General features: G+C 71.7%; 16 protein-coding genes. 7 read left to right on the plus strand and 9 right to left on the minus strand.

Annotated features, from left to right (window positions below):
• Positions 1-306 precede the first annotated feature (306 nt).
• From ACZ4WZ_RS09280 to ACZ4WZ_RS09290, 3 genes are all read left to right on the plus strand, one after another.
• Positions 307-1,530 (plus strand): glycosyltransferase 87 family protein, encoded by a 1,224-nt coding sequence (locus tag ACZ4WZ_RS09280; RefSeq protein ID WP_467887216.1) that lies wholly within the window; start codon positions 307-309, stop codon positions 1,528-1,530.
• 277 nt (positions 1,531-1,807) lie between these two features.
• Positions 1,808-3,088 carry a GDSL-type esterase/lipase family protein gene (locus ACZ4WZ_RS09285; RefSeq protein ID WP_467887219.1) on the plus strand — a complete coding sequence of 427 codons (1,281 nt, stop codon included), beginning with the start codon at positions 1,808-1,810 and terminating at the stop codon, positions 3,086-3,088.
• A 40-nt stretch (positions 3,089-3,128) separates the two neighbouring features.
• A complete protein-coding gene (locus ACZ4WZ_RS09290) occupies positions 3,129-3,731 on the plus strand; it encodes a 3'-5' exonuclease (RefSeq protein WP_467887222.1) in 603 nt (200 codons plus the stop codon).
• Positions 3,732-3,737: 6 nt separating this feature from the next.
• On the opposite strand, the gene ACZ4WZ_RS09295 is transcribed toward ACZ4WZ_RS09290, so the two are convergent.
• Positions 3,738-4,805: a saccharopine dehydrogenase gene (locus ACZ4WZ_RS09295; RefSeq protein ID WP_467887224.1), complete on the minus strand. Its 1,068-nt coding sequence runs from the start codon at positions 4,803-4,805 to the stop codon at positions 3,738-3,740.
• A gap of 381 nt (positions 4,806-5,186) precedes the next feature.
• Positions 5,187-7,166, minus strand: a complete 1,980-nt coding sequence (locus ACZ4WZ_RS09300) for an ATP-binding protein (RefSeq protein WP_467887227.1) — start codon at positions 7,164-7,166, stop codon at positions 5,187-5,189.
• Positions 7,167-7,294: 128 nt separating this feature from the next.
• Between ACZ4WZ_RS09300 and ACZ4WZ_RS09305 the strand changes: the two genes are divergently transcribed.
• On the plus strand, positions 7,295-8,392 hold the full coding sequence (locus tag ACZ4WZ_RS09305; protein ID WP_467887228.1) for an Lrp/AsnC family transcriptional regulator: 1,098 nt from the start codon (positions 7,295-7,297) through the stop codon (positions 8,390-8,392).
• An 86-nt stretch (positions 8,393-8,478) separates the two neighbouring features.
• On the opposite strand, the gene ACZ4WZ_RS09310 is transcribed toward ACZ4WZ_RS09305, so the two are convergent.
• The 7 genes from ACZ4WZ_RS09310 to ACZ4WZ_RS09340 all read right to left on the minus strand — a co-directional run bounded on the left by ACZ4WZ_RS09310 (position 8,479) and on the right by ACZ4WZ_RS09340 (position 14,556).
• Positions 8,479-9,870, minus strand: a complete 1,392-nt coding sequence (locus ACZ4WZ_RS09310; RefSeq protein ID WP_467887231.1) for a nucleobase:cation symporter-2 family protein — start codon at positions 9,868-9,870, stop codon at positions 8,479-8,481.
• 447 nt (positions 9,871-10,317) lie between these two features.
• Positions 10,318-11,721 (minus strand): 8-oxoguanine deaminase, encoded by a 1,404-nt coding sequence (locus ACZ4WZ_RS09315; protein ID WP_467887233.1) that lies wholly within the window; start codon positions 11,719-11,721, stop codon positions 10,318-10,320.
• 187 nt (positions 11,722-11,908) lie between these two features.
• Positions 11,909-12,832: a factor-independent urate hydroxylase gene (gene pucL / locus ACZ4WZ_RS09320; protein ID WP_388942900.1), complete on the minus strand. Its 924-nt coding sequence runs from the start codon at positions 12,830-12,832 to the stop codon at positions 11,909-11,911.
• Between the two features lies 1 nt (position 12,833).
• Positions 12,834-13,238 (minus strand): hydroxyisourate hydrolase, encoded by a 405-nt coding sequence (gene uraH / locus ACZ4WZ_RS09325; protein ID WP_467887237.1) that lies wholly within the window; start codon positions 13,236-13,238, stop codon positions 12,834-12,836.
• 2 nt (positions 13,239-13,240) lie between these two features.
• A complete protein-coding gene (uraD, locus tag ACZ4WZ_RS09330; RefSeq protein ID WP_467887240.1) occupies positions 13,241-13,756 on the minus strand; it encodes a 2-oxo-4-hydroxy-4-carboxy-5-ureidoimidazoline decarboxylase in 516 nt (171 codons plus the stop codon).
• Positions 13,757-13,903: 147 nt separating this feature from the next.
• Positions 13,904-14,308 (minus strand): helix-turn-helix domain-containing protein, encoded by a 405-nt coding sequence (locus ACZ4WZ_RS09335; protein WP_467887243.1) that lies wholly within the window; start codon positions 14,306-14,308, stop codon positions 13,904-13,906.
• Positions 14,305-14,556: a YkoF family thiamine-binding protein gene (locus ACZ4WZ_RS09340; RefSeq protein WP_467887245.1), complete on the minus strand. Its 252-nt coding sequence runs from the start codon at positions 14,554-14,556 to the stop codon at positions 14,305-14,307. Before ACZ4WZ_RS09340 ends, ACZ4WZ_RS09335 begins: the two co-directional genes overlap by 4 nt.
• A gap of 125 nt (positions 14,557-14,681) precedes the next feature.
• Here ACZ4WZ_RS09340 and ACZ4WZ_RS09345 point away from each other — a divergent pair, with 125 nt between their 5' ends.
• The 3 genes from ACZ4WZ_RS09345 to ACZ4WZ_RS09355 all read left to right on the plus strand — a co-directional run bounded on the left by ACZ4WZ_RS09345 (position 14,682) and on the right by ACZ4WZ_RS09355 (position 18,173).
• On the plus strand, positions 14,682-15,515 hold the full coding sequence (locus tag ACZ4WZ_RS09345; protein WP_467887248.1) for a TIM barrel protein: 834 nt from the start codon (positions 14,682-14,684) through the stop codon (positions 15,513-15,515).
• Positions 15,516-15,589: 74 nt separating this feature from the next.
• Positions 15,590-16,480 carry a 2-hydroxy-3-oxopropionate reductase gene (locus tag ACZ4WZ_RS09350; protein ID WP_467887251.1) on the plus strand — a complete coding sequence of 297 codons (891 nt, stop codon included), beginning with the start codon at positions 15,590-15,592 and terminating at the stop codon, positions 16,478-16,480.
• A 235-nt stretch (positions 16,481-16,715) separates the two neighbouring features.
• Complete coding sequence (locus ACZ4WZ_RS09355; protein WP_467887400.1) at positions 16,716-18,173, plus strand: catalase; 1,458 nt, start codon at positions 16,716-16,718, stop codon at positions 18,171-18,173.
• Positions 18,174-18,579: the final 406 nt, after the last annotated feature.

Here is an 18,579-nt window from a genome sequence, read left to right on the forward strand (position 1 = left end):
AACGCTTTCGGGGGCCGGTGTGGGGGATCCCCCCTCAGTACGAATCAAACAAACCCGATCAGCATACCATGGGCAAACCATGACCAAACGGCCCACACCCCTACGCGGGAGGAAGGCTCGGGGCCCCAGCCCCTGACGGCGCCTCACCTCGCCGGGGCGCCGGGGCCAGGAGGTAAGGTGGCCCGCGGTGGCCCTTCCAGCCGGCCCCGACTGGTCACGGCGCCGGTGGCAGCCGAGTGGCAACCGGCCGACATCGACACCGAATGGACTCGTCCCATGCGTAGCGCGCCCGGAAGAAGACGGCGTGTGGCGGGAGCCGCCGGCAGCGCTTCCGACACCGACCCGCGACTCGTGGACTGGCTCCGGGGACGGGCGCCGATGGCCCTGATGGTGGCGGCGGTCGCACTGCTGGCCAACGTCTACTACCAGGCCCGGACCGCGGGCAACGTCGGCCTCGACAACGAGTGGGTCATCAAGGCCGCGGAGGTCTTCAGCCAGGGCAAGCCCCCCTACGAGGAGGAACGTTTCCTCTATCTGCCGCCGGGCGTGCTGGCCGGCGTGCCGTGGCTCTGGTTCCCCCTGGAGACCCGGCTGCACCTGCTGCCCCTGGTCGGCATCGGCTTCATACTCATCGGCTGGTTCCTCTCGCTGCGCGTCTTCCGGGTCCCGGCGCTGAGCCGGCTGTCCGTGCTGGGCGTGATCGCGCTCTGCTTCCTGGTGCCGTTCACCAACGTCGTACAGATCGGCAACTGGACCTCCGGCTACGTGATGGCCCTCCCGGCGGTCCTGCTGCTGGCCGCCGGCCGCCGCTGGGTGGCGGCCGCCGTGGTGTTCGGCGTGGCCATCAGCATCAAGCCGATCCTCGCTCCCGTCGCGCTGCTCTTCCTGATGGCCCGCCAGTTCAAGGCCCTCGCCGTCGCGATCGTGGTGCCGGCGGTGATCGCGGTGGCGGCCGGCGCGATGATGCCCCGGCCGATGCTGTTCCTCACCAAGACGCTGCCCTACCTGCTCGGCGGCCAGGGCGGCTTCGCCGCGCCGTTCGACGCGTCGGTCCCCAACGTGCTGACCCGGCTGGGCCTCGCCGAGGGGGCGGCCGGGGCGGTGGGCGCGGCCGCGGCGGCCGTCATGGTCCTGCTGGCCTGGCTCCGCTGGCGCAAGGGCGGCCACGAGGGGCTGCGGCTGGTCGAGACCAGCACCATGCTGATGCTGGCCGCCTTCCTCGGCACCAAGCCGTCCTTCGACCACTACACCCTGATCGTCCTGGTTCCGATGGCCGCGACCGTGGTGGTGCACGGTGCGGCCGCACGCTCCCCCTGGTTCTGGATCGGCTACGTCCCGATGGTGAACGGGCTGATGCTGCCGCTCGTCTCCGCCGGGAACACCTTCAACTACCGGGTCCTGTTCACCAACCTGCTCTCGTCCGCCGCCCTCGCCTCGCGGGCCGTCGGCCGCCGCCCGGCCGGGCCGGCCCCGGCCCGCACCGCTCCCGGCCGGGCGCCGGAGCCGCGGCCGGAACCCTCTCTCGTCTGACCTTCCGCAGCACACCGGATCCGGGCCCGTTCCGACGCGCCCGGATCCGTCGCGTCCGCGGACGGCCGCTCAGGGCCGGTTCGACAGCCGGCCGAGGCCGGCTCGAAGCCCGACGGCGGAGCGGCACCCCCGGACACCGGCGTTCCCCGGCGAGCCCCGCGTCAGCCCTCCCCGGTCCGCCGGCGTGCCCTGCGGTGCCCGACCGACCGGTCGGACGTTACTGCATCGTAACCTGACTGTACCTAGCGGTAACAAGTGGGCCCGTGTCACCTTTCCGATGCCACCGGCGCCGGCGGTACCCCCACTTTCCAAGCCACGCACCGAAGTTGTTGGCGACTTCGGCGTGGCCGACCGCAGGAGTTCCGCAGTGATCGGATTCCGCAAGGCCGGCGAGGGCCGGGCCGCCCCGCGTCGTGTGCGACGACTGGCCGGGGCCGGGATGGTGCTGCCGCTCGCCGCCGCGCTGCTCGCCGGCGGGGCCGGGACGGCTGTGGCCGGGCCCGGTACGGGACCCACCGCCGTGGTGTCCATGGGCGACAGCTACATCTCCGGTGAGGCCGGACGCTGGAAGGGCAACAGCCTGACCAACAGCGGGAGCAGGAACGGCACCGACCGGGCGTGGGTCAGTGGCAGTTCCTACGATCCCGCCAAGGTCTACGGCACCACCGCGGGCGGGTGCCACCGCTCCGATTCGGCCGAGGTGCTGAGCGCGGGCGCCATCGCCGAGACGGCGGTCAACCTGGCCTGTTCCGGGGCGACCTCGCAGAACGTCTTCCGCGCCGTCAACGGCGGCGTGGCCTACAAGGGCGAGGCGCCGCAGGCCGACCAGCTGGCGGCGGTGGCCGCCAGCAGCAACGTCAAGGTGATCGCGCTGTCCATCGGCGGCAACGACCTCGGCTTCGCCGACATCATCAAGGACTGCGCGTACGACTTCGTCCTGTGGGGCTCGTACTGCTACGACGACCAGCAGGCCGGGGTCGACCGGAAGATCGACGCCGTCATGGCCGACGTCGGCAAGTCGGTCGACGAGATCCGGGCCGTGATGCGCCAGGCCGGGTACGCGGACTCCTCGTACCGCATCGTGCTCCAGTCCTACCCCTCCCCCATCCCCCGGGGCGCCGAGAACCGGTACACCCAGAGCGACTGGAGCCGGCTCAACACCGGCGGATGCCCGTTCTGGAACCGGGACTCCGACTGGGCCCGGGACTCGCTCGTGCCGCAGATCGCGAACCGCATCAAGGGGGTCGCGGCGGCCAAGGGCGTGCAGTTCCTGGACCTGCGGGACATGCTCCAGGGGCGTGAGGTCTGCGCGAAGGCCAGCAAGCAGGTCAGCTCCGCCGTCCCCGCCTCGGCGAAGACGAGCGAGTGGGCGCGCTGGATCGACAACAACGAGTCGCAGGGCCTGGTCCAGGAGTCCATGCACCCGAACTACTTCGGACAGCTGGCCGTCGGCCGCTGCCTGGCCCTGGCCGTGGCCCAGCCCGCGGACTCGGCCCAGAGCTGCAAGAACACCGCCGGGGGCGACCACACCGGCATGTTCCTGGCGGCCGCTCCGTAAATCGCGGCAGGACCGCGGGACCGGCTGTCATGATCAGGCCATGGCAGCCCGTCCCGCGCGTCCCTCTCTCTACATCTCCGTCGACATCGAGGCCGACGGCCCGATCCCCGGCCCCTACTCGATGATCAGCTTCGGCGCGGCCGTCGCCGGCCGCCAGGACGGGGCCGTGTACACGGCCGCCGACCCGGAGCGGCAGACCTTCTACCGCGAGCTGCGCCCCATCAGCGACCGGTACGTGGACGCCGCCCTCGCCGTCAGCGGCCTGGACCGCGAACGCCTGCTGCGCGAGGGCGTCGAACCGGCCGCGGCGATGGCGGACTTCCGGGCCTGGGTGCGGGAGGTCTCCGCCGGCGCCCAGCCGGTGATGTGCGGCTACCCGGCCCCCTTCGACTGGACCTTCCTGTACTGGTACCTGATCGAGTTCGGCGACGACAGCCCCTTCGGCCACTCCGGCTGCCTGGACATGAAGACCCTGTACGCGACGAAGGCCCGCGTCCCGCTGCGCGCCGCCGTGAAGGGCCGCATGCCCCGTGAACTCCACTCCCGGCGCCGTCACACCCATCACGCGCTGGACGACGCGATCGAGCAGGCGGAGCTGATGAGCAACCTGATGCTCTGGCAGCCGGGCGCGGAGTTCCCGTAGTCCCTCCTACGCCGCCCGCTCCGGGCCCGCCAGCGCCGCCAGCGCGGTGGTGAAGGCCGCCCGGCAGCGGAGCCAGTCCGGGTCCGGGGACGGCGCGTGCAGGGCGAGGAGCTTGGGGAGCAGGTCCGCCGAGAAGGCGCGGGCCGCCTCGGCCGGGAGGAGGGACGGCAGGTTGTCGATGGCGATCACGTCCAGCGGCGGGCCGCCCACCGGCAGGCGCCGCGCCGGGACCGTCCAGTCGGTCAGCCGGTCGTACACGGGGAGCAGGTGCAGCTCTGATCCGGTGTCACAGGTGATGTCGGCGATCACCGAGAGCCGCCGTGGGACGCCCTCCAGATCGGCCGGGGTCAGGAAGGGCGGTACGGGCCGGGTGGTGAGCACCGCGTTGACCAGGATGTCGTGGCCGAGGAGCGCGGCGCGGTCCAGGCGGCGGGTCGCGGTGCGGTCCCAGCGGGTGACCGGGATCCCGGCGGTGGCGAGGGCGTCGCAGGCGCCGCGGCCGCTGCGGCCGCCCGCGCCGATGACCAGCGCGCGCAACCCGTCGGGGGCCGCCGTGCGCAGGCGGGCGTCCAGCTCCGGCCGGGGCAGCGGGACCAGCGGGGCGGTGAGCGCGCCGCGGGCGTGCAGCGCGGCGAGGGCGGCGCCCGCGTACCCGGCCCAGTAGCCGAAGGCGGCCAGCCTGCGGCCCCGCGCGTCGGCGAGGTACTCCAGGTCGAGCAGGGTCCCGCCGCCCGCGGCGAACCGGCGCAGCAGCTCGGGAGCCTGCGCCTGGCCCTTGTAGGCATGCCCGAAGTAGACGTGCCGGTGGTGCAAACGGTCGGGCGTCGGCGGGAGTTCCTTCAGGCCGAGGACGTACGTGGATCCGGGCGCGGCCCCTGACCAGGAGCCGGCCGGAGCGGTGCGGCAGCCGGCCGCCTCGTACGCGTCGAGCGGGAAGACCCGGTGGCCGGACTCCTCCACGGTGATCCGTACGCCCTGCCGGACGAGCCGCTCGGCGTCCTCGGGGGTCAGGGGGGCGCGCCGTTCGGTGGGGCGGGTCTCGCTGCGCATCCACAGCTGCGGGGTTTCGGCCATCGCTGTACCACCTGTCCGGTCAGAGGGGTGGGGGGCAGGCCGTCCCTCCCCGTCCGGCCGGCCGGACCCGCGCGGTCCGGTGCCGGCGCGGCGAGGCGGAGGGGCTCCCGGGTACCGGACGTACCCGGGTGCTCGACCGCGCGGCGCGGTGCGGTACCGGGCGGCACGGTTCGGGTCGGGGCGGGGCGGCGTGGTTCGGGGCGGCGTGGTTCGGGGCTGGCGCGGTTCGGGCGGGATTCGGGCCGGCGGGATTCGGGGCGGGCCCGCGGGAGCCGGCCCGGCGCTATGCGATGTCTTTCCGCGTCCTTGACGCGGTACGCCGGATCGGCGCCGGAACTCCCGGCCCCGGGGCACCTCGCGCCCCAACCGGTGACCCGCGGCTCAGAGTTCCGGCAGCAGCTCCCTCAGCGTGCCCCGGGAACCCTCCGCGTGCGCCGCGCGGAAGGCCTCCGGGGTCATCCGGAGGCGCAGGATCCGCTCGGCGCGCGGGGCGGAGGCGGCGGCCGGGCGGTGGGCGTGGACCGCGCCGAGCAGCTTCGCGGACTCCTCGTGGCGGCCGAGACCGGCCTCCAGTTCGGCCAGCAGCTCCGCCGAGAAGGCCTGCCCCAGCCGGTCCCCGAGGGCCAGCTGGACCTCCAGGGCGGCCACCAGCCGGGTCCGGGCCAGCGCGGGACGGCCCTGACGGCGCTGCACGACCGCGTGGCCGTAGTCGGACCAGGACCGGGCCCACAGATCGGCGGGGCCGCCCGGAACGCCCTCCTCCACGGGCACGGACGCCGGGTCGGTGTGCGCGAGCGCCATCGTCAGGGCGGCCCGCAGCACCTCCCGGCCCGGCCCGAACTCCGGCTCCGGCGGAAGCTGTTCGAGGGCGTCCCGGTACTCGTCGGCGGCCTCCCCGGGCCGGTCCTTCCACAGCGCCACGGTGCCCCGGGCGTGCGCGAGGTAGGCCAGGACGGCGTCCTCCCCCTCCAGTACGGCCGCGCTCCAGGCCTCCGCCAGCAGCGGATCGGCCGCCTCGGGCCGGCCCGAGGCGGCCGCCAGCCAGGCCGCCAGCCACAGGGCGCGGGCCGGCCGGGGCGCCGGGTGCAGGGTGAGGGCGCGCTCGAGGTGCCGGCGTCCCTCCGTGCCCAGCCCGCAGGCCGCCCAGAGGAACCACAGCGACACGGCGACCTCCAGGGCGCCCGCCGGGCCGGTCCCGGACAGCGGGTCCATCGCGAGGCGCAGGTCGGGCAGCTCCCGCAGGGCCAGGGCGCGGGCCTGCGGCTGCGCCCCCGACCGCCAGAGCCAGGCGGCCCGTTCGGCGATGACCCGGCACCGCTCGTGGTGGCGCCGGGCGGCCAGCGCCGCCGCGCCGCCGGGCTCGTGCGCGAGCCGCCGGGCCTCGTGGGCCCGTACGGACAGGGGCAGCCGGTAGCGGCCCGGCTCCCCCGGCTCCGCGAGCAGGGCGGGGGCGAGCCGGCGCAGGGTTTCGGCGGCCTCCTCGGGGCCGAGTTCGCCGAAGCCGCACACCTGCGCGACGGCGGCCTCGTCGAAGGAGCCCCCGAAGACGGACAGCCGGGTCCACAGCAGCCGCTCATCGGGCGAGGCCAGCTGGTGTGCGCGCAGCGCGTCGGCCCCGCCGGCCCGGCCCGCGCCCTCCGCGAAGAAGCCGAGCGGGTCGGACCTCAGCCGGCGCAGCGCCTCGGCCGGGGGGTACCGGCCGGCGCGGCCGGCGGCCAGTTCCAGCGCGCCGGGGATCCCGTCGAGGGCGCGGCACAGGGCGGCGACGGCCCCGGCGTTGCGGTCGGTGAGCTCGAAGAGGGGGTCGGCACCGCGCGCCCGCTCCGCGTAGAGGCGTACGGAGGCGTACCGGGCGACCTCCCCGGCCTCGGCGGCGGAATGCCCACGGGCGGGATCCCGCGGTTCCGGTGGCAGGGGAAGCGGACCCACGGCGAGCTCCGCCCCCTCGTGGAGCCCGAGGGTCCGCTGCGAAGTGGCCAGAATTCGCACCCCGGGGGATCGCGCCAGCAGGTGACCCGCCAGCTCCCCCGCGCGCTCGCCGAGCTGCTCGCAGCCGTCGAGGACCAGCAGTGCCCCGCAGCCGTCGAGCCGGCGCCCCAACTCCCGTGCCAGGCCGTCCCCGAGGGGGTCGGGCAGGCTCGCGAGATCGGCCCACAGCACGTCGGCGCCGTGGGTGCGGCCCAGGGCCCGCGCGGTCCGCACGGCCAGCCGCGTCTTGCCGATTCCCGCTGGTCCGACGAGGCTGACCAGGCGTTCCGTGCCGAGCAGGGCAGTGGTGCGGGCGAGCTCGCGCTCCCGTCCCACGAAGCTCGACAGTTCGGCCGGCACCGCGTGGCGCAGGCTCGAGCCGGGGTCCCCCACGGGTCCTCCTCCCGCTCTCCTCCAGGCACGCCCGACCGCCCGGTGCCGCGGTCGGGCCTACGAGGAGAGATGATCAGGCGAAAGTAGGGTTGACCGGCCGATGGCCAGGAGAACCACCAGGGGAAGGTATGAACTCGGCCATTTCCGCCATCGACGACACCGACCGGGCGCTCGTCCACGCACTCCAGCTCGCCCCGCGCGCCAGCTGGGAGCGCCTGGCGCAGGTGCTCGGGGCGCGCCCCGAGACGCTCGCCCGCCGCTGGGAGCGGCTGACCGCCGCCGGCGAGGCCTGGATCTCGGGCATCGGGCTACGTACCGGAACGAAGGCGCCCTGTATGGCGTGGGTCGAGGTGACCTGCGCGGCGGGCGCCTCTCCGGCGGTGGGGGCGGCCCTGACCGGCGATCCCCACACCATGGGCGTGGAGCACACCTCGGGCGGCCGTGACCTGCTGGCCTTCGTCGCCGTACCGAACCTGCACATGCTGTACCAGTACCTGTCCTTCCGGGTGCAGCGGATCCCCGGGGTGACCGGTACCCGCTCCTCGATGGTCACGGCGGTGCACTGCTCCCCCGACCGCTGGCGCCTGGACCAGCTGACGCCCGCCCAGGCCGACCTGCTGACCGGGCGGGGACGCCGCAAGGGGGCCGCCGTCTCCCCCGCGCCGGTCGCCTCGATGCCCGAGGAGGACCGTCCGCTGGTGCTGGCGCTGGCCGCGGACGCGCGGCGCAGCGTGGCCTCGCTGGCCAGGGAGTCGGGGATGAGCGAGTCGACCGTACGGCGGCGCCTGAGCCGGCTGGAGGCGGGGCAGAGCCTGCGCTACAGCTGCGCGCTGGCTTCGGGGCTGACGGGCTGGCCGGTGTCCGCGACGGTGTGGGGGGAGGTGCCCGAGCACGAGGTGGCCGACTGCGCGGCGGTGGCCGCGGGGCTGCGCGAGACCCGGACCTGCATGTCCGTCAGCGGTCCCTGGAACTTCATGATCGGCGCCCGGCTGCGCACCATCGAGGAACTGTCCCGGTACACCGCCGACCTGACGCGCAGGGTGCCGGCGCTGCGCGTCACCGACACGGTGGTGGCCCTGCACGTGCGCAAGTCGGAGGCGCAGGAGCTGGACCGGACGGGCCGGCGGGTGCGGACGGTGCCGCCGGACATCTGGACGGCCACGGCGCCGGGGACCGAGGACGAGGCCCTGCCGCACGGGGCGGACCGGCCGCACGGGGCGGCGTAGGCGCGCGGCGGCGCGTACGCCACACCCGCAGTGGGTGACGTACGCGCCGCCGCGCGCGACGCGGCCGGCGGCCGGGGCCGCCCGGCTCAGTGGACGTAGGCCGGTTCCGCGGTGCTCTCCGCCGCCGCGTTCCGCTTCGCGCCGAGGTGGTTGAAGGCGAGGTTGAGCAGGATCGCCACCACGCACCCGGTGCTGATGCCCGAGTCGAGGACGACCAGCAGGTCCTCCGGGAAGGCGTGGTAGAAGCCCGGCGCGGCGATCGGGATCAGGCCGATGCCCACCGAGGCGGCGACGATGAGGGCGTTCTCGCCCTTCTCCATGGCCGCGCCCGCCAGGGTCTGGATGCCGCTGGCCGCGACCGAGCCGAAGAGGACCACGCCGGCGCCGCCGAGGACGGGCAGCGGGACGACGCCGATCACGGAGGCGGCCATCGGACACAGGCCGAGCAGGATCAGGATGCCGCCGCCCGCGGCGACCACGAAGCGGCTGCGCACCTTGGTCATCGCGACGAGACCGATGTTCTGGGCGAAGGCGCTGCACATGAAGCCGTTGAACAGCGGGCTGAGCGCGCTGCCGAGGGTGTCGGCGCGCAGGCCGCCCTCGATGGTCCGTGCGTCCGCCGGCCGGCCGACGATCTTGCCGAGGGCCAGGATGTCGGCGGTGGACTCGGTCATGCAGACCAGCATCACGATGCACATCGAGACGATGGCGGCGACCTGGAACTGCGGGGCGCCGAAGTGGAAGGGGGTCGGGAAGCCGATGGCGGAGGCGTTCCTGACGGCGTCGAAGCTGGTCATGCCCAGGGGGAGGGCGATCAGCGTGCCCGCGACCAGGCCGAGCAGGATGGAAATCTGCTGGAGGAATCCGCGCAGGAACTTCCGCATCACCAGGACGATCGCCAGGGTGAGGGCGGCCATGCCGATGTTCCGCATCGAACCGTAGTCGGCGGCGGCGCGGTTCCCGCCCTGCGACCAGTTGAAGGCCACCGGGAGCAGTGACACGCCGATCAGGGTGATGACGGTGCCCGTGACGACGGGCGGGAAGAAGCGGACGAGCTTGCCGAAGTAGGGGGCTGCGAGGAAGCCGACCAGGCCGGCGACGATGATCGCGCCGAAGATGATCGGGATGGCGTCGTCCCCCTCGCCCTTGCCGATGGCGATCATCGGTGTCACACCGGCGAAGGAAACGCCGTTGACGAAGGGGAGCTTGGCGCCGATCTTCCAGAACCCGAGCGTCTGGAGGAGGGTGGCGAGCCCCGCGGTGAAGAGCGAGGCACCCATCAGGAAGGCGGTCTCGGTGGCGGAGAGGCCGATCGCCGGCCCGACGATCATGGGCGGGGCCACGACACCCGCGTACATGGCGGCGACGTGCTGGAGGCCGCTCGTGAACATCTTCAGCGGAGGCAAGGTCTCGTCGACCGGGTGCTTCTCCTCCGGTACTGCGACTGCATCTTTGCGAAACCTGGGCGTTGCGGCCACGGCTTCCTCCGGTCGGTTAAACACGTCGGCAGGGACGTGGGTGTCAGGGAGGTGGTGCGAAAGCGGTGCTGGTCGAGCCTGTATGGAGTTGTGGTGTCGCCACTTCTCGTCCCAAGGGGTGCGGAAACGATTCGCCCAAAATCGGCTCCGCGCGGTGGCCCAGTCCCGTCCGGGGGCTGGTGGTGCCGTGGCAGTGGCACGGAGCGTGCGTCGCCGCGGTGGGGGTGTCACGAGGTGCGGGTGTCGCGAGTGCCGCCGCGCGGGCGGTCCTCGCGGGTCACCGCTCACGGAAGGAGCGGTGACCGCTCCCGGGGGCGCCCTCGGATCTCTCCTCGGGCGCTTCCCGGGAACGGCTGCCGCGGACCCCGCTCGGGTCCGCGGCCGCCGGTCGGGGGCCGTCCCCCCCGACCGGACTCCTGGGGTTCCCCCCAGCGGTCGCTGGGGGGGTCAGCCCTGCGCGGAGATCCGCGCCAGGCGCTGCGCCTCTTCCCGCGTGGACACGGCGATCGCGTCCTCGTCGGCGAAGAGCAGCCGGTTGTTCTCCACGATCTGCTTGCCGTTGACGAACGACGCGGTGACCGGGGCGGCCGCGCCGAAGACCAGCGCGGTGACCGGGTCGGCGATCGAGGAGTGCAGGAAGGTGCTGAGGTTCCACAGCACGAGGTCGGCGCACTTGCCGGCCTCGAGCGAGCCGATGTTGTCGGCGCGGCCGAGTACCTGGGCGCCGCCGTAGGTGCCCAGGCGCAGGGCCTGGCGGGCGTTGAGCGCGGCCTCGCGGTGGACCGGGTTCAGACGGTTGATCAGCAGCGCGTTGCGCAGCTCGGTGTGCAGTTCGCCGGACTCGTTGGAGGCGGTGCCGTCGACGCCGAGGCCGACCGGGACACCCGCCTTCAGCATGTCGGGCACGCGGGCGATGCCGGCGGCCAGACGCGCGTTGGAGGACGGGCAGTGCGCCACACCGGTCTTCGTACGGGCGAACGCGGCGATGTCGGAGTCGTTCATGTGGACGCTGTGCGCCATCCACACGTCCTCACCGAGCCAGCCGGTCGACTCGAAGTAGTCGGTCGGGCCCATGCCGAAGAGCTCGTGGCAGAACTTCTCCTCCTCGACGGTCTCCGAGCCGTGCGTGTGCATGCGCACACCGAGGCGGCGGGCCAGCTCGGCGCCCTGCTTCAGCAGCTCGGTGGAGACCGAGAAGGGGGAGCACGGGGCGACGGCGACCTGGGTCATGGCGTCGAAGGAGGCGTCGTGGAACTTCTTGATGGTCGCCTCGGTGTCCGCCAGGGCGCCCTCGAGGGTCTCGACGGCGTGGTCCGGCGGCAGGCCGCCGTCCTTCTCGCTGCGGTCCATGGAGCCGCGGGCGAGGGTGAAGCGGACGCCCATCTCGGACGCGGCGCGGATGATCGCGCCGGAGAGGTCGCCGGAGTTCTTGGGGTAGACGTAGTGGTGGTCCATCGCGGTGGTGACACCGCCGCGGGCCATCGCGGCCAGCGAGCCCTGGGCCGCCGTGTACGCCATCTGCTCGTCGATGCGCGCCCAGGTCGGGTACAGGGCGACGAGCCAGTTGAAGAGGTTGTGGTCGGTGGCCAGGCCACGCGTGATCCACTGGTAGAAGTGGTGGTGCGTATTGACCAGACCGGGAGTCACGAGGTGCCCGGTGCCGTCGATGCGGCGGACGACGTTCTCGAGGTTCTCGGGGGCCCTGCCCGCGCCGATGGACTCGATCTTGTTGCCGGCGATGACGATGTGACCCGACGCGTACTCCGTGTCGTTCGCGTCGACGGTCGCGATCGCACAGTTCTCGATGACGACGCGCTCTACGGCGCTGTCATGGGCTGCCGATGCTGCCATGGGACTTCCTCGTGCTTTCAGTGGCGGAGCGGGCACGGCAAAACCCAGGGGATTTGAGTGCCGGAACCGGGGCCTTGACAGCTGACAGTACTGCCGGCCCGTGGGGTGGTCCGGGTGCCGATTCAGGAAGCTGGGGGGGTGTCGCGCCCCGGGGCCACTGCGGAGCCCCGGGACGCGCGCGCCGTGCTCAGAGGTTGGTCATGTCCACGGGGATACGGGCGTCGGCGCCGTCGCGGAGGACCGTCGCCTCGATGAGACCGTACGGGCGGTCCGCGGCGAAGTAGACCTCGTTGTCGTTCTTGAGGCCGAAGGGCTCCAGGTCGACGAGGAAGTGGTGCTTGTTCGGGAGCGAGAAGCGGACCTCGTCGATCTCCGAACGGTGGTTGATGATCCGCGAGCCCATCTGGTACAGGGTCTGCTGCAGCGACAGGGAGTAGGTCTCCGCGAAGGCCTGGAGCATGTGCTTCTTGGTCTCGGCGTAGGACTTCTCCCAGTTGGGCATCCGCTGCTCGTCGTCCGACCAGTTGAAGCGCCAGCGGCCCGACACCTGGGTGGCCAGGATGCGGTCGTACGCCTCCTGCAGGGTCGTGTACTTGTCCTTCACGTAACCCCAGAACTCGGAGTTCGTGGAGTTCATGACGATCAGGTCCTTGAGGCCGGAGATGACCTCCCAGTTCTGGCCGTCGTACGTGATCTGGGTGACGCGGGTCTCCATGCCCTTGCGGACGAAGGAGTGGTTGACCTCGTCGGCGCCGATGAACTTGGAGTTGGCGTCCGAGGTGGCGATCCGGTCCCAGGCGTACTCTTCGATCCGGATGCGCGCGCGCTGGATCGGCTCCTGGCTGCCCACGAACCAGCGGGCCAGGTGGATGCCGAACTGCTCGGCGGACTCGATGCCGTACTCCTTGGCGAACGCGTACACCGTGTTCTTGGTGGTGTCCGTCGGGAGGACGTTGGCGTTCGAGCCGGAGTAGTGGACGTCGTCCATGTCGCCGGAGAGGGCGACCGAGACGTTCAGGTCCTTGATGTGGTGGGTGTCGCCGTCCCGCGTGATCTTGACGACGCGGTTCTCTGCCTTGCCGTACTGGTTCTGGCCCAGAATCGTGGCCATGCTAGCTCCCTCGGTAAACGGAGTAGCCGAACGGGTTGAGCAGCAGCGGTACGTGGTAGTGCTCGCCCGGGTTCACCGCGAAGGTGATCGTTACCTCGGGGAAGAACGCACCGCTGTCCCTTACGCGGGGGGCGTCCTGCTGCGCCTCGGCTTGCTTCTTTTCGCTCTGCTTGGTGCTGAAGTACGTCTCGGTCTCGAAGTCGAGACGCACGTGTGTGGTGCCCTCCGGCAGGGCCGGCAGGTCCTTGCAGCGCCCGTCGGCGTCGGTGGCGCTGCCGCCCAGGGCCGCCCACTCGCCGCCGAGGCCCGCGCGGGCCGACAGGGAGATGGCGACGCCCTCGGCGGGACGGCCGATGCTGGTGTCCAGGATGTGGGTGGACACCGACGCGGTGGTCTCGGTGCTCATGGTCACTCTCCTTCTGCGAGTTCGACGAGTCGGGTCAGGCGGATCCGGTTGATCTTCACCAGCTCGCCGCGGGCGATCTCTCGCTCCTGCTCCGGCGAGTGGCCGATCCGGACCTTCACCGCGTCCCGCATGAACTCACCGGTCGCACCGGTGGCGCAGATGAGGAAGACGTGGCCGAACTTCTCCTGGTAGGCCAGGTTCAGCTCGAGGAGTTCGTTCTTCAGCTCCTCAGAGGCGCCGGCCATGCCACGCTGCTCGCGGGCGGAGGTCGGGTCTCCCGGCTTCGGCCGGCCGATCGGCGCGTGGCCTCCCATCGCCTCGCCCAGGTCCTCCGCGGTGAGCTCCGCCATGGCGGACTCGTTGGCGGCGAAGAGGGCGGCGGCGGTGGCGAAGGGGCGCTGGGCGAGCATCTTGCTCCCCCACGCCGAACTGGCGCAGACCTCGTGCAGCTCGGCCGCGGCCGCGCTGTCGTCCAAGGCGTTGAACCGGGTGAGACCCGGGGTCGGACTCGAAGTCACGGTAGGCCTCCGTGGCCTGTTGTTGCTTTGACGGGCTGCGCATAGCTAACGCCCTCGGCAACACGGCGTCAACACTTTGTTGAAACTTCCCGTACACAAAAGCCGCCGCCCGGGTGAATCGGGCGGCGGCTCGTCACCAGGGGTGAATCAGCCCTCACTCCCGGCTGCCCTGCCGGGCTTCGCCTGAGCGGCGGCGTCCCGGTTCAAGTAGTTGTAGACCGTGAAGCGGCTCACGCCCAGGGCGCCCGCGACCGTCTCCACTCCGTGCCTCACCGAGAAGGCGCCCCGCGCCTCCAGTATGCGCACCACGTCCTGCTTGGCCTTGCGGTCCAGCTGCGCCAACGGTACGCCGTGGCGCCGCTCCAGCGCCGCGAGGATGTGGTCCAGCGAATCGGAGAGCTGCGGCAGGCGCACGGCCAGCAGGTCCTGCCCCTCCCAGGCCAGCACGACGTCGTCGGGCTGCGCCTGGGAGGGGTCCAGCATCTGGCCGCCCATCGCGTCCACCAGCGGCTTGACCGCGGTGACGAACGGGTGGTCGCGGGGCTCGGTCACGAGGCGTCCTCCCCGATCACGTTGACCTGGAGCGAGACGCGCGTCGCGCCGGCCTCCAGCGAGTCGCGCAGCAGCGCGGCCACGGCGCTCAGCACCTGGCCGGACTCGCCCTCGGCGGTGTTGCCGAAGGGGCCGACGTCCACCGCGTCCAGCTGGGCCTTCTGGATGACCTCGCGAGCGGCCACGGCGTGGGCGGGGGCCTCTTCGAGGTCGAAGGGCTCGGTCGTGAACTCAACTCTCAATCGCACGTCGCCAAGCTACCCGGCAGTCCTGAGATTCCGGGAGTCCGCACTTGACAAGTACGACGGTCGGCTTGCAGTCTTCCATCAAGCAGAAAATAACTTCCGCAATACGGAAGGAGCGCACACCCCTCATGGGATACACGGACCAGCGCTTCGATGTGAACCTGTCGATCCTCTTCACGGAACTCCCGCTCCTGGAGCGCCCCGCGGCCGCCGCCGCGGCGGGCTTCACCGCGGTCGAGCTGTGGTGGCCCTGGATCGAGACCCCCACCCCCGCTCAGGAGGAGCTGGACGCCCTCAAGAAGGCCCTTGAGGACGCCGGCACCCAGCTGGTGGGCCTGAACTTCTACGCCGGCCGGCTGCCGGGCCCGGACCGCGGCGCGGTATCGGTGCCCGGTGAGGAGTCGGACCGCTTCAACGCCAACATCAACGTGGCGGCGGACTTCGCCGCCTCGGTCGGCTGCAAGGCGCTCAACGCCCTGTACGGCAACCGCGTCGAAGGCGTGGACCCGGCCGTACAGGACGAGCTGGCCCTGAAGAACCTGGTCGTCGCGGCCCGGGCCGCGGACCGCGTGGGTGCGGTCCTCCTGATCGAGACCCTCAACAAGCCCGAGTCGCCGCTCTACCCGCTGGTGAGCGCCCCGGCCGGCATCGAGGTGGTGGACAAGGTCAACGAGGCCACCGGCCTCGGGAACGCCAAGTTCCTGCTCGACCTGTACCACCTGGCGATGAACGATGAGGACCTCTCCGAGGTCATCGAAAAGTACGCCGCCAAGACCGGCCACGTCCAGATCGCGGACAAGCCGGGACGCGGTGCCCCCGGCACCGGCGAGCTGCCCCTCGAGGCGCTCCTGGACCAGCTGAAGAAGGCCGGATACGAGGGCTACGTAGGCCTCGAGTACAAGGCGGCCGACGCCGCCGCGTCCTTCGAGTGGCTGCCCGCCGAGGCCCGCGCCGCCAAGTAGGCGGACAAAGTCCGGGCGATCAGCCAGGCACCCCACGCACTTTTCGTACGAAGCATTAAGAGAAGGACCTCATCATGAGCAACCTCCCCAAGATCGCCTGGATCGGCCTCGGAATCATGGGCTCCCCCATGGCCGAGAACCTGCTGAAGGCCGGCTACTCGGTCACCGGCTTCACGCTGGAGCAGGACAAGCTGGACCGCCTGGCCGCCGCCGGCGGTACCGCCGCCGGCTCGATCGCCGAGGCCGTCGCGGACGCCGACGTCGTCATCACGATGGTGCCCGCGTCTCCGCAGGTCGAGGCCATCGCCTACGGCGAGAACGGCATCCTCGAGAACGCCAAGTCCGGCGCGCTGATCATCGACATGTCGTCGATCACCCCGCAGACCTCCGTCGACCTGGCGAAGAACGCCGCCGAGAAGGGCATCCGCGTCCTCGACGCCCCGGTGTCCGGCGGCGAGGCCGGCGCCATCGAGGCCGTCCTGTCGATCATGGTGGGTGGCGAGCAGGCCGACTTCGACGCGGCGCTGCCGATCCTCGAGGCCCTCGGCAAGGTCATCGTCCTGTGCGGTCCGCACGGCTCCGGCCAGACGGTGAAGGCCGCCAACCAGCTCATCGTCGCGGTGAACATCCAGGCGTGTGCCGAGGCCGTGGTCTTCCTCGAGAAGTCCGGCGTGAACCTCCAGGCCGCCCTGGACGTCCTCAACGGCGGTCTGGCCGGCTCGACGGTCCTGACCCGCAAGAAGGACAACTTCCTGAACCGCGACTTCAAGCCCGGCTTCCGGATCGACCTGCACCACAAGGACATGGGCATCGTCACCGACGCCGCCCGCAACGTCGGCGCGGCCCTGCCCGTCGGCGCGGTCGTCGCCCAGCTGGTCGCCTCCCTGCGCGCCCAGGGCGACGGCGGCCTGGACCACTCCGCCCTGCTGCGCGCGGTCGAGCGCCTCTCCGGCGCCCAGATCTGATCCGCCGCCGCGGCCCGCTCGCCCGGGCCGCCCTCCCCCTGACGGGGGTCTGAGTTTCCGGATGGTGCCGGTGCTGACACCTGTCCTGTCGCGCCCAAGCGCCGGCACCGTCCGGATCACCTCTCCTCACTCTTTCTTTTAAACAAACTGTTGACGTCGCGTTCACGCCGAAATTAGGCTGTTCCGCATGACGGAAGACGCTTTCCGTCAGCAGTTACCCGTACGGAAGGTCACCATGTCGAAGCGCACGCTGACGACCGAGTCCGGCGCCCCGGTCGCCGACAACCAGAACTCCGCCACCGCCGGCGTCGGTGGCCCGCTCCTGATCCAGGACCAGCAGCTCCTGGAGAAGCTCGCCCGCTTCAACCGCGAGCGCATCCCGGAGCGCGTGGTGCACGCCCGCGGCTCGGGCGCGTACGGCTACTTCGAGGTGACCGACGACGTCACCGCGTACACCAGCGCGGCCTTCCTGAACACGGTCGGCAAGAAGACCGAGACCTTCCTGCGGTTCTCCACCGTCGCCGACTCCCTCGGCGGCGCGGACGCGGTCCGCGACCCGCGCGGCTTCGCGGTGAAGTTCTACACCGAAGAGGGCAACTACGACCTCGTCGGCAACAACACCCCGGTGTTCTTCATCAAGGACCCGATCAAGTTCCCCGACTTCATCCACTCCCAGAAGCGCGACCCCTTCACGGGCAAGCAGGAGCCGGACAACGTCTGGGACTTCTGGGCGCACGCCCCCGAAGCCACGCACCAGATCACCTGGCTGATGGGTGACCGCGGCATACCGGCCTCCTACCGCCACATGAACGGCTACGGCTCCCACACGTACCAGTGGACCAACGCCCAGGGCGAGGCCTTCTTCGTCAAGTACCACTTCAAGACGAACCAGGGCATCCGCTGCCTGTCGGGCGAGCAGGCCGCCGAGCTCGTCGGCCAGGACGCCAACTCGCACCAGACCGACCTGCTCCAGGCGATCGAGCGCGGCGTGAACCCGAGCTGGACCCTCTACGTCCAGATCATGCCGGCCGCCGAGGCCGCGGACTACCGCTTCAACCCGTTCGACCTCACCAAGGTGTGGCCGCACGCCGACTACCCGCTCCAGCGCGTGGGCCGCCTGGTCCTCGACCGCAACCCGGACAACGTCTTCGCCGAGGTCGAGCAGTCCGCCTTCTCCCCGAACAACTTCGTCCCGGGCATCACCGCCTCGCCGGACAAGATGCTCCAGGGCCGCCTGTTCGCGTACGCCGACGCCCAGCGCTACCGCCTCGGTGTGAACCACACCCAGCTGCCGGTCAACGCCCCGAAGGCGACGAAGGCCGAGAACTACGGCCGCGACGGCGTCATGGCGCTGCGCAACGGTTCGCGCACCGACAAGAACTACGAGCCCAACTCGTACCAGGGCCCGGCCGAGACCGGCATGGCCCTTGGTGCCCCGCAGGCCGTCTCCGGCTACACGGGCACCCACGAGGCGCCGGCCCACACCAAGGACGACGACTTCTTCCAGGCCGGTGAGCTCTACCGCCTGATGTCGGAGGCCGAGAAGCAGCGTCTGGTGGCGAACATCGCCGGCGGCCTGTCTCAGGTCACCCTCGAGGACGTCATCGAGAAGAACCTGGCTCACTTCCACGCCGCGGACGCCGACTACGGCCGCCGCGTCGAGGAGGCCGTCCGCGCCCTGCGCGACGCCTGAGCCGAAGAGCCGCACCGGGGACCTGGCGGGAGGTCAGGTCCCGGGTGCCGAGCCCGCACCGCGGACCCGGATGAGGGGTGGTACGCGGTGGGGGCAGACCGCGCCAGTCCTTGCGGCTGGCGCCGCGTGAGGACCGTGGCGGGCGTGCGAGCCAGTGCGGTGGTAATGGGTTCCGAGGCCCGTCTCTTGACCTGAGGGAGACGATGCCGGAGTTCTCGTCGCCGACCGCCACGGTCCCAGCCGAACTCCTCCGCGCACGGGGGCCGCGCACAGAGTCCCCCGTGCACGGAGGAGATCCTTCCCGCTCCGCCCGGCGGTGCGAACGTCCTGTCGCGCCAGCCTCGCCCCGTCGGGCGGTACAGATCAGCCCCGAGTCACGGACGGTCCCGTGACTCGGGGCTTTTCC

This window comes from Streptomyces sp. NPDC029122, assembly GCF_055569445.1.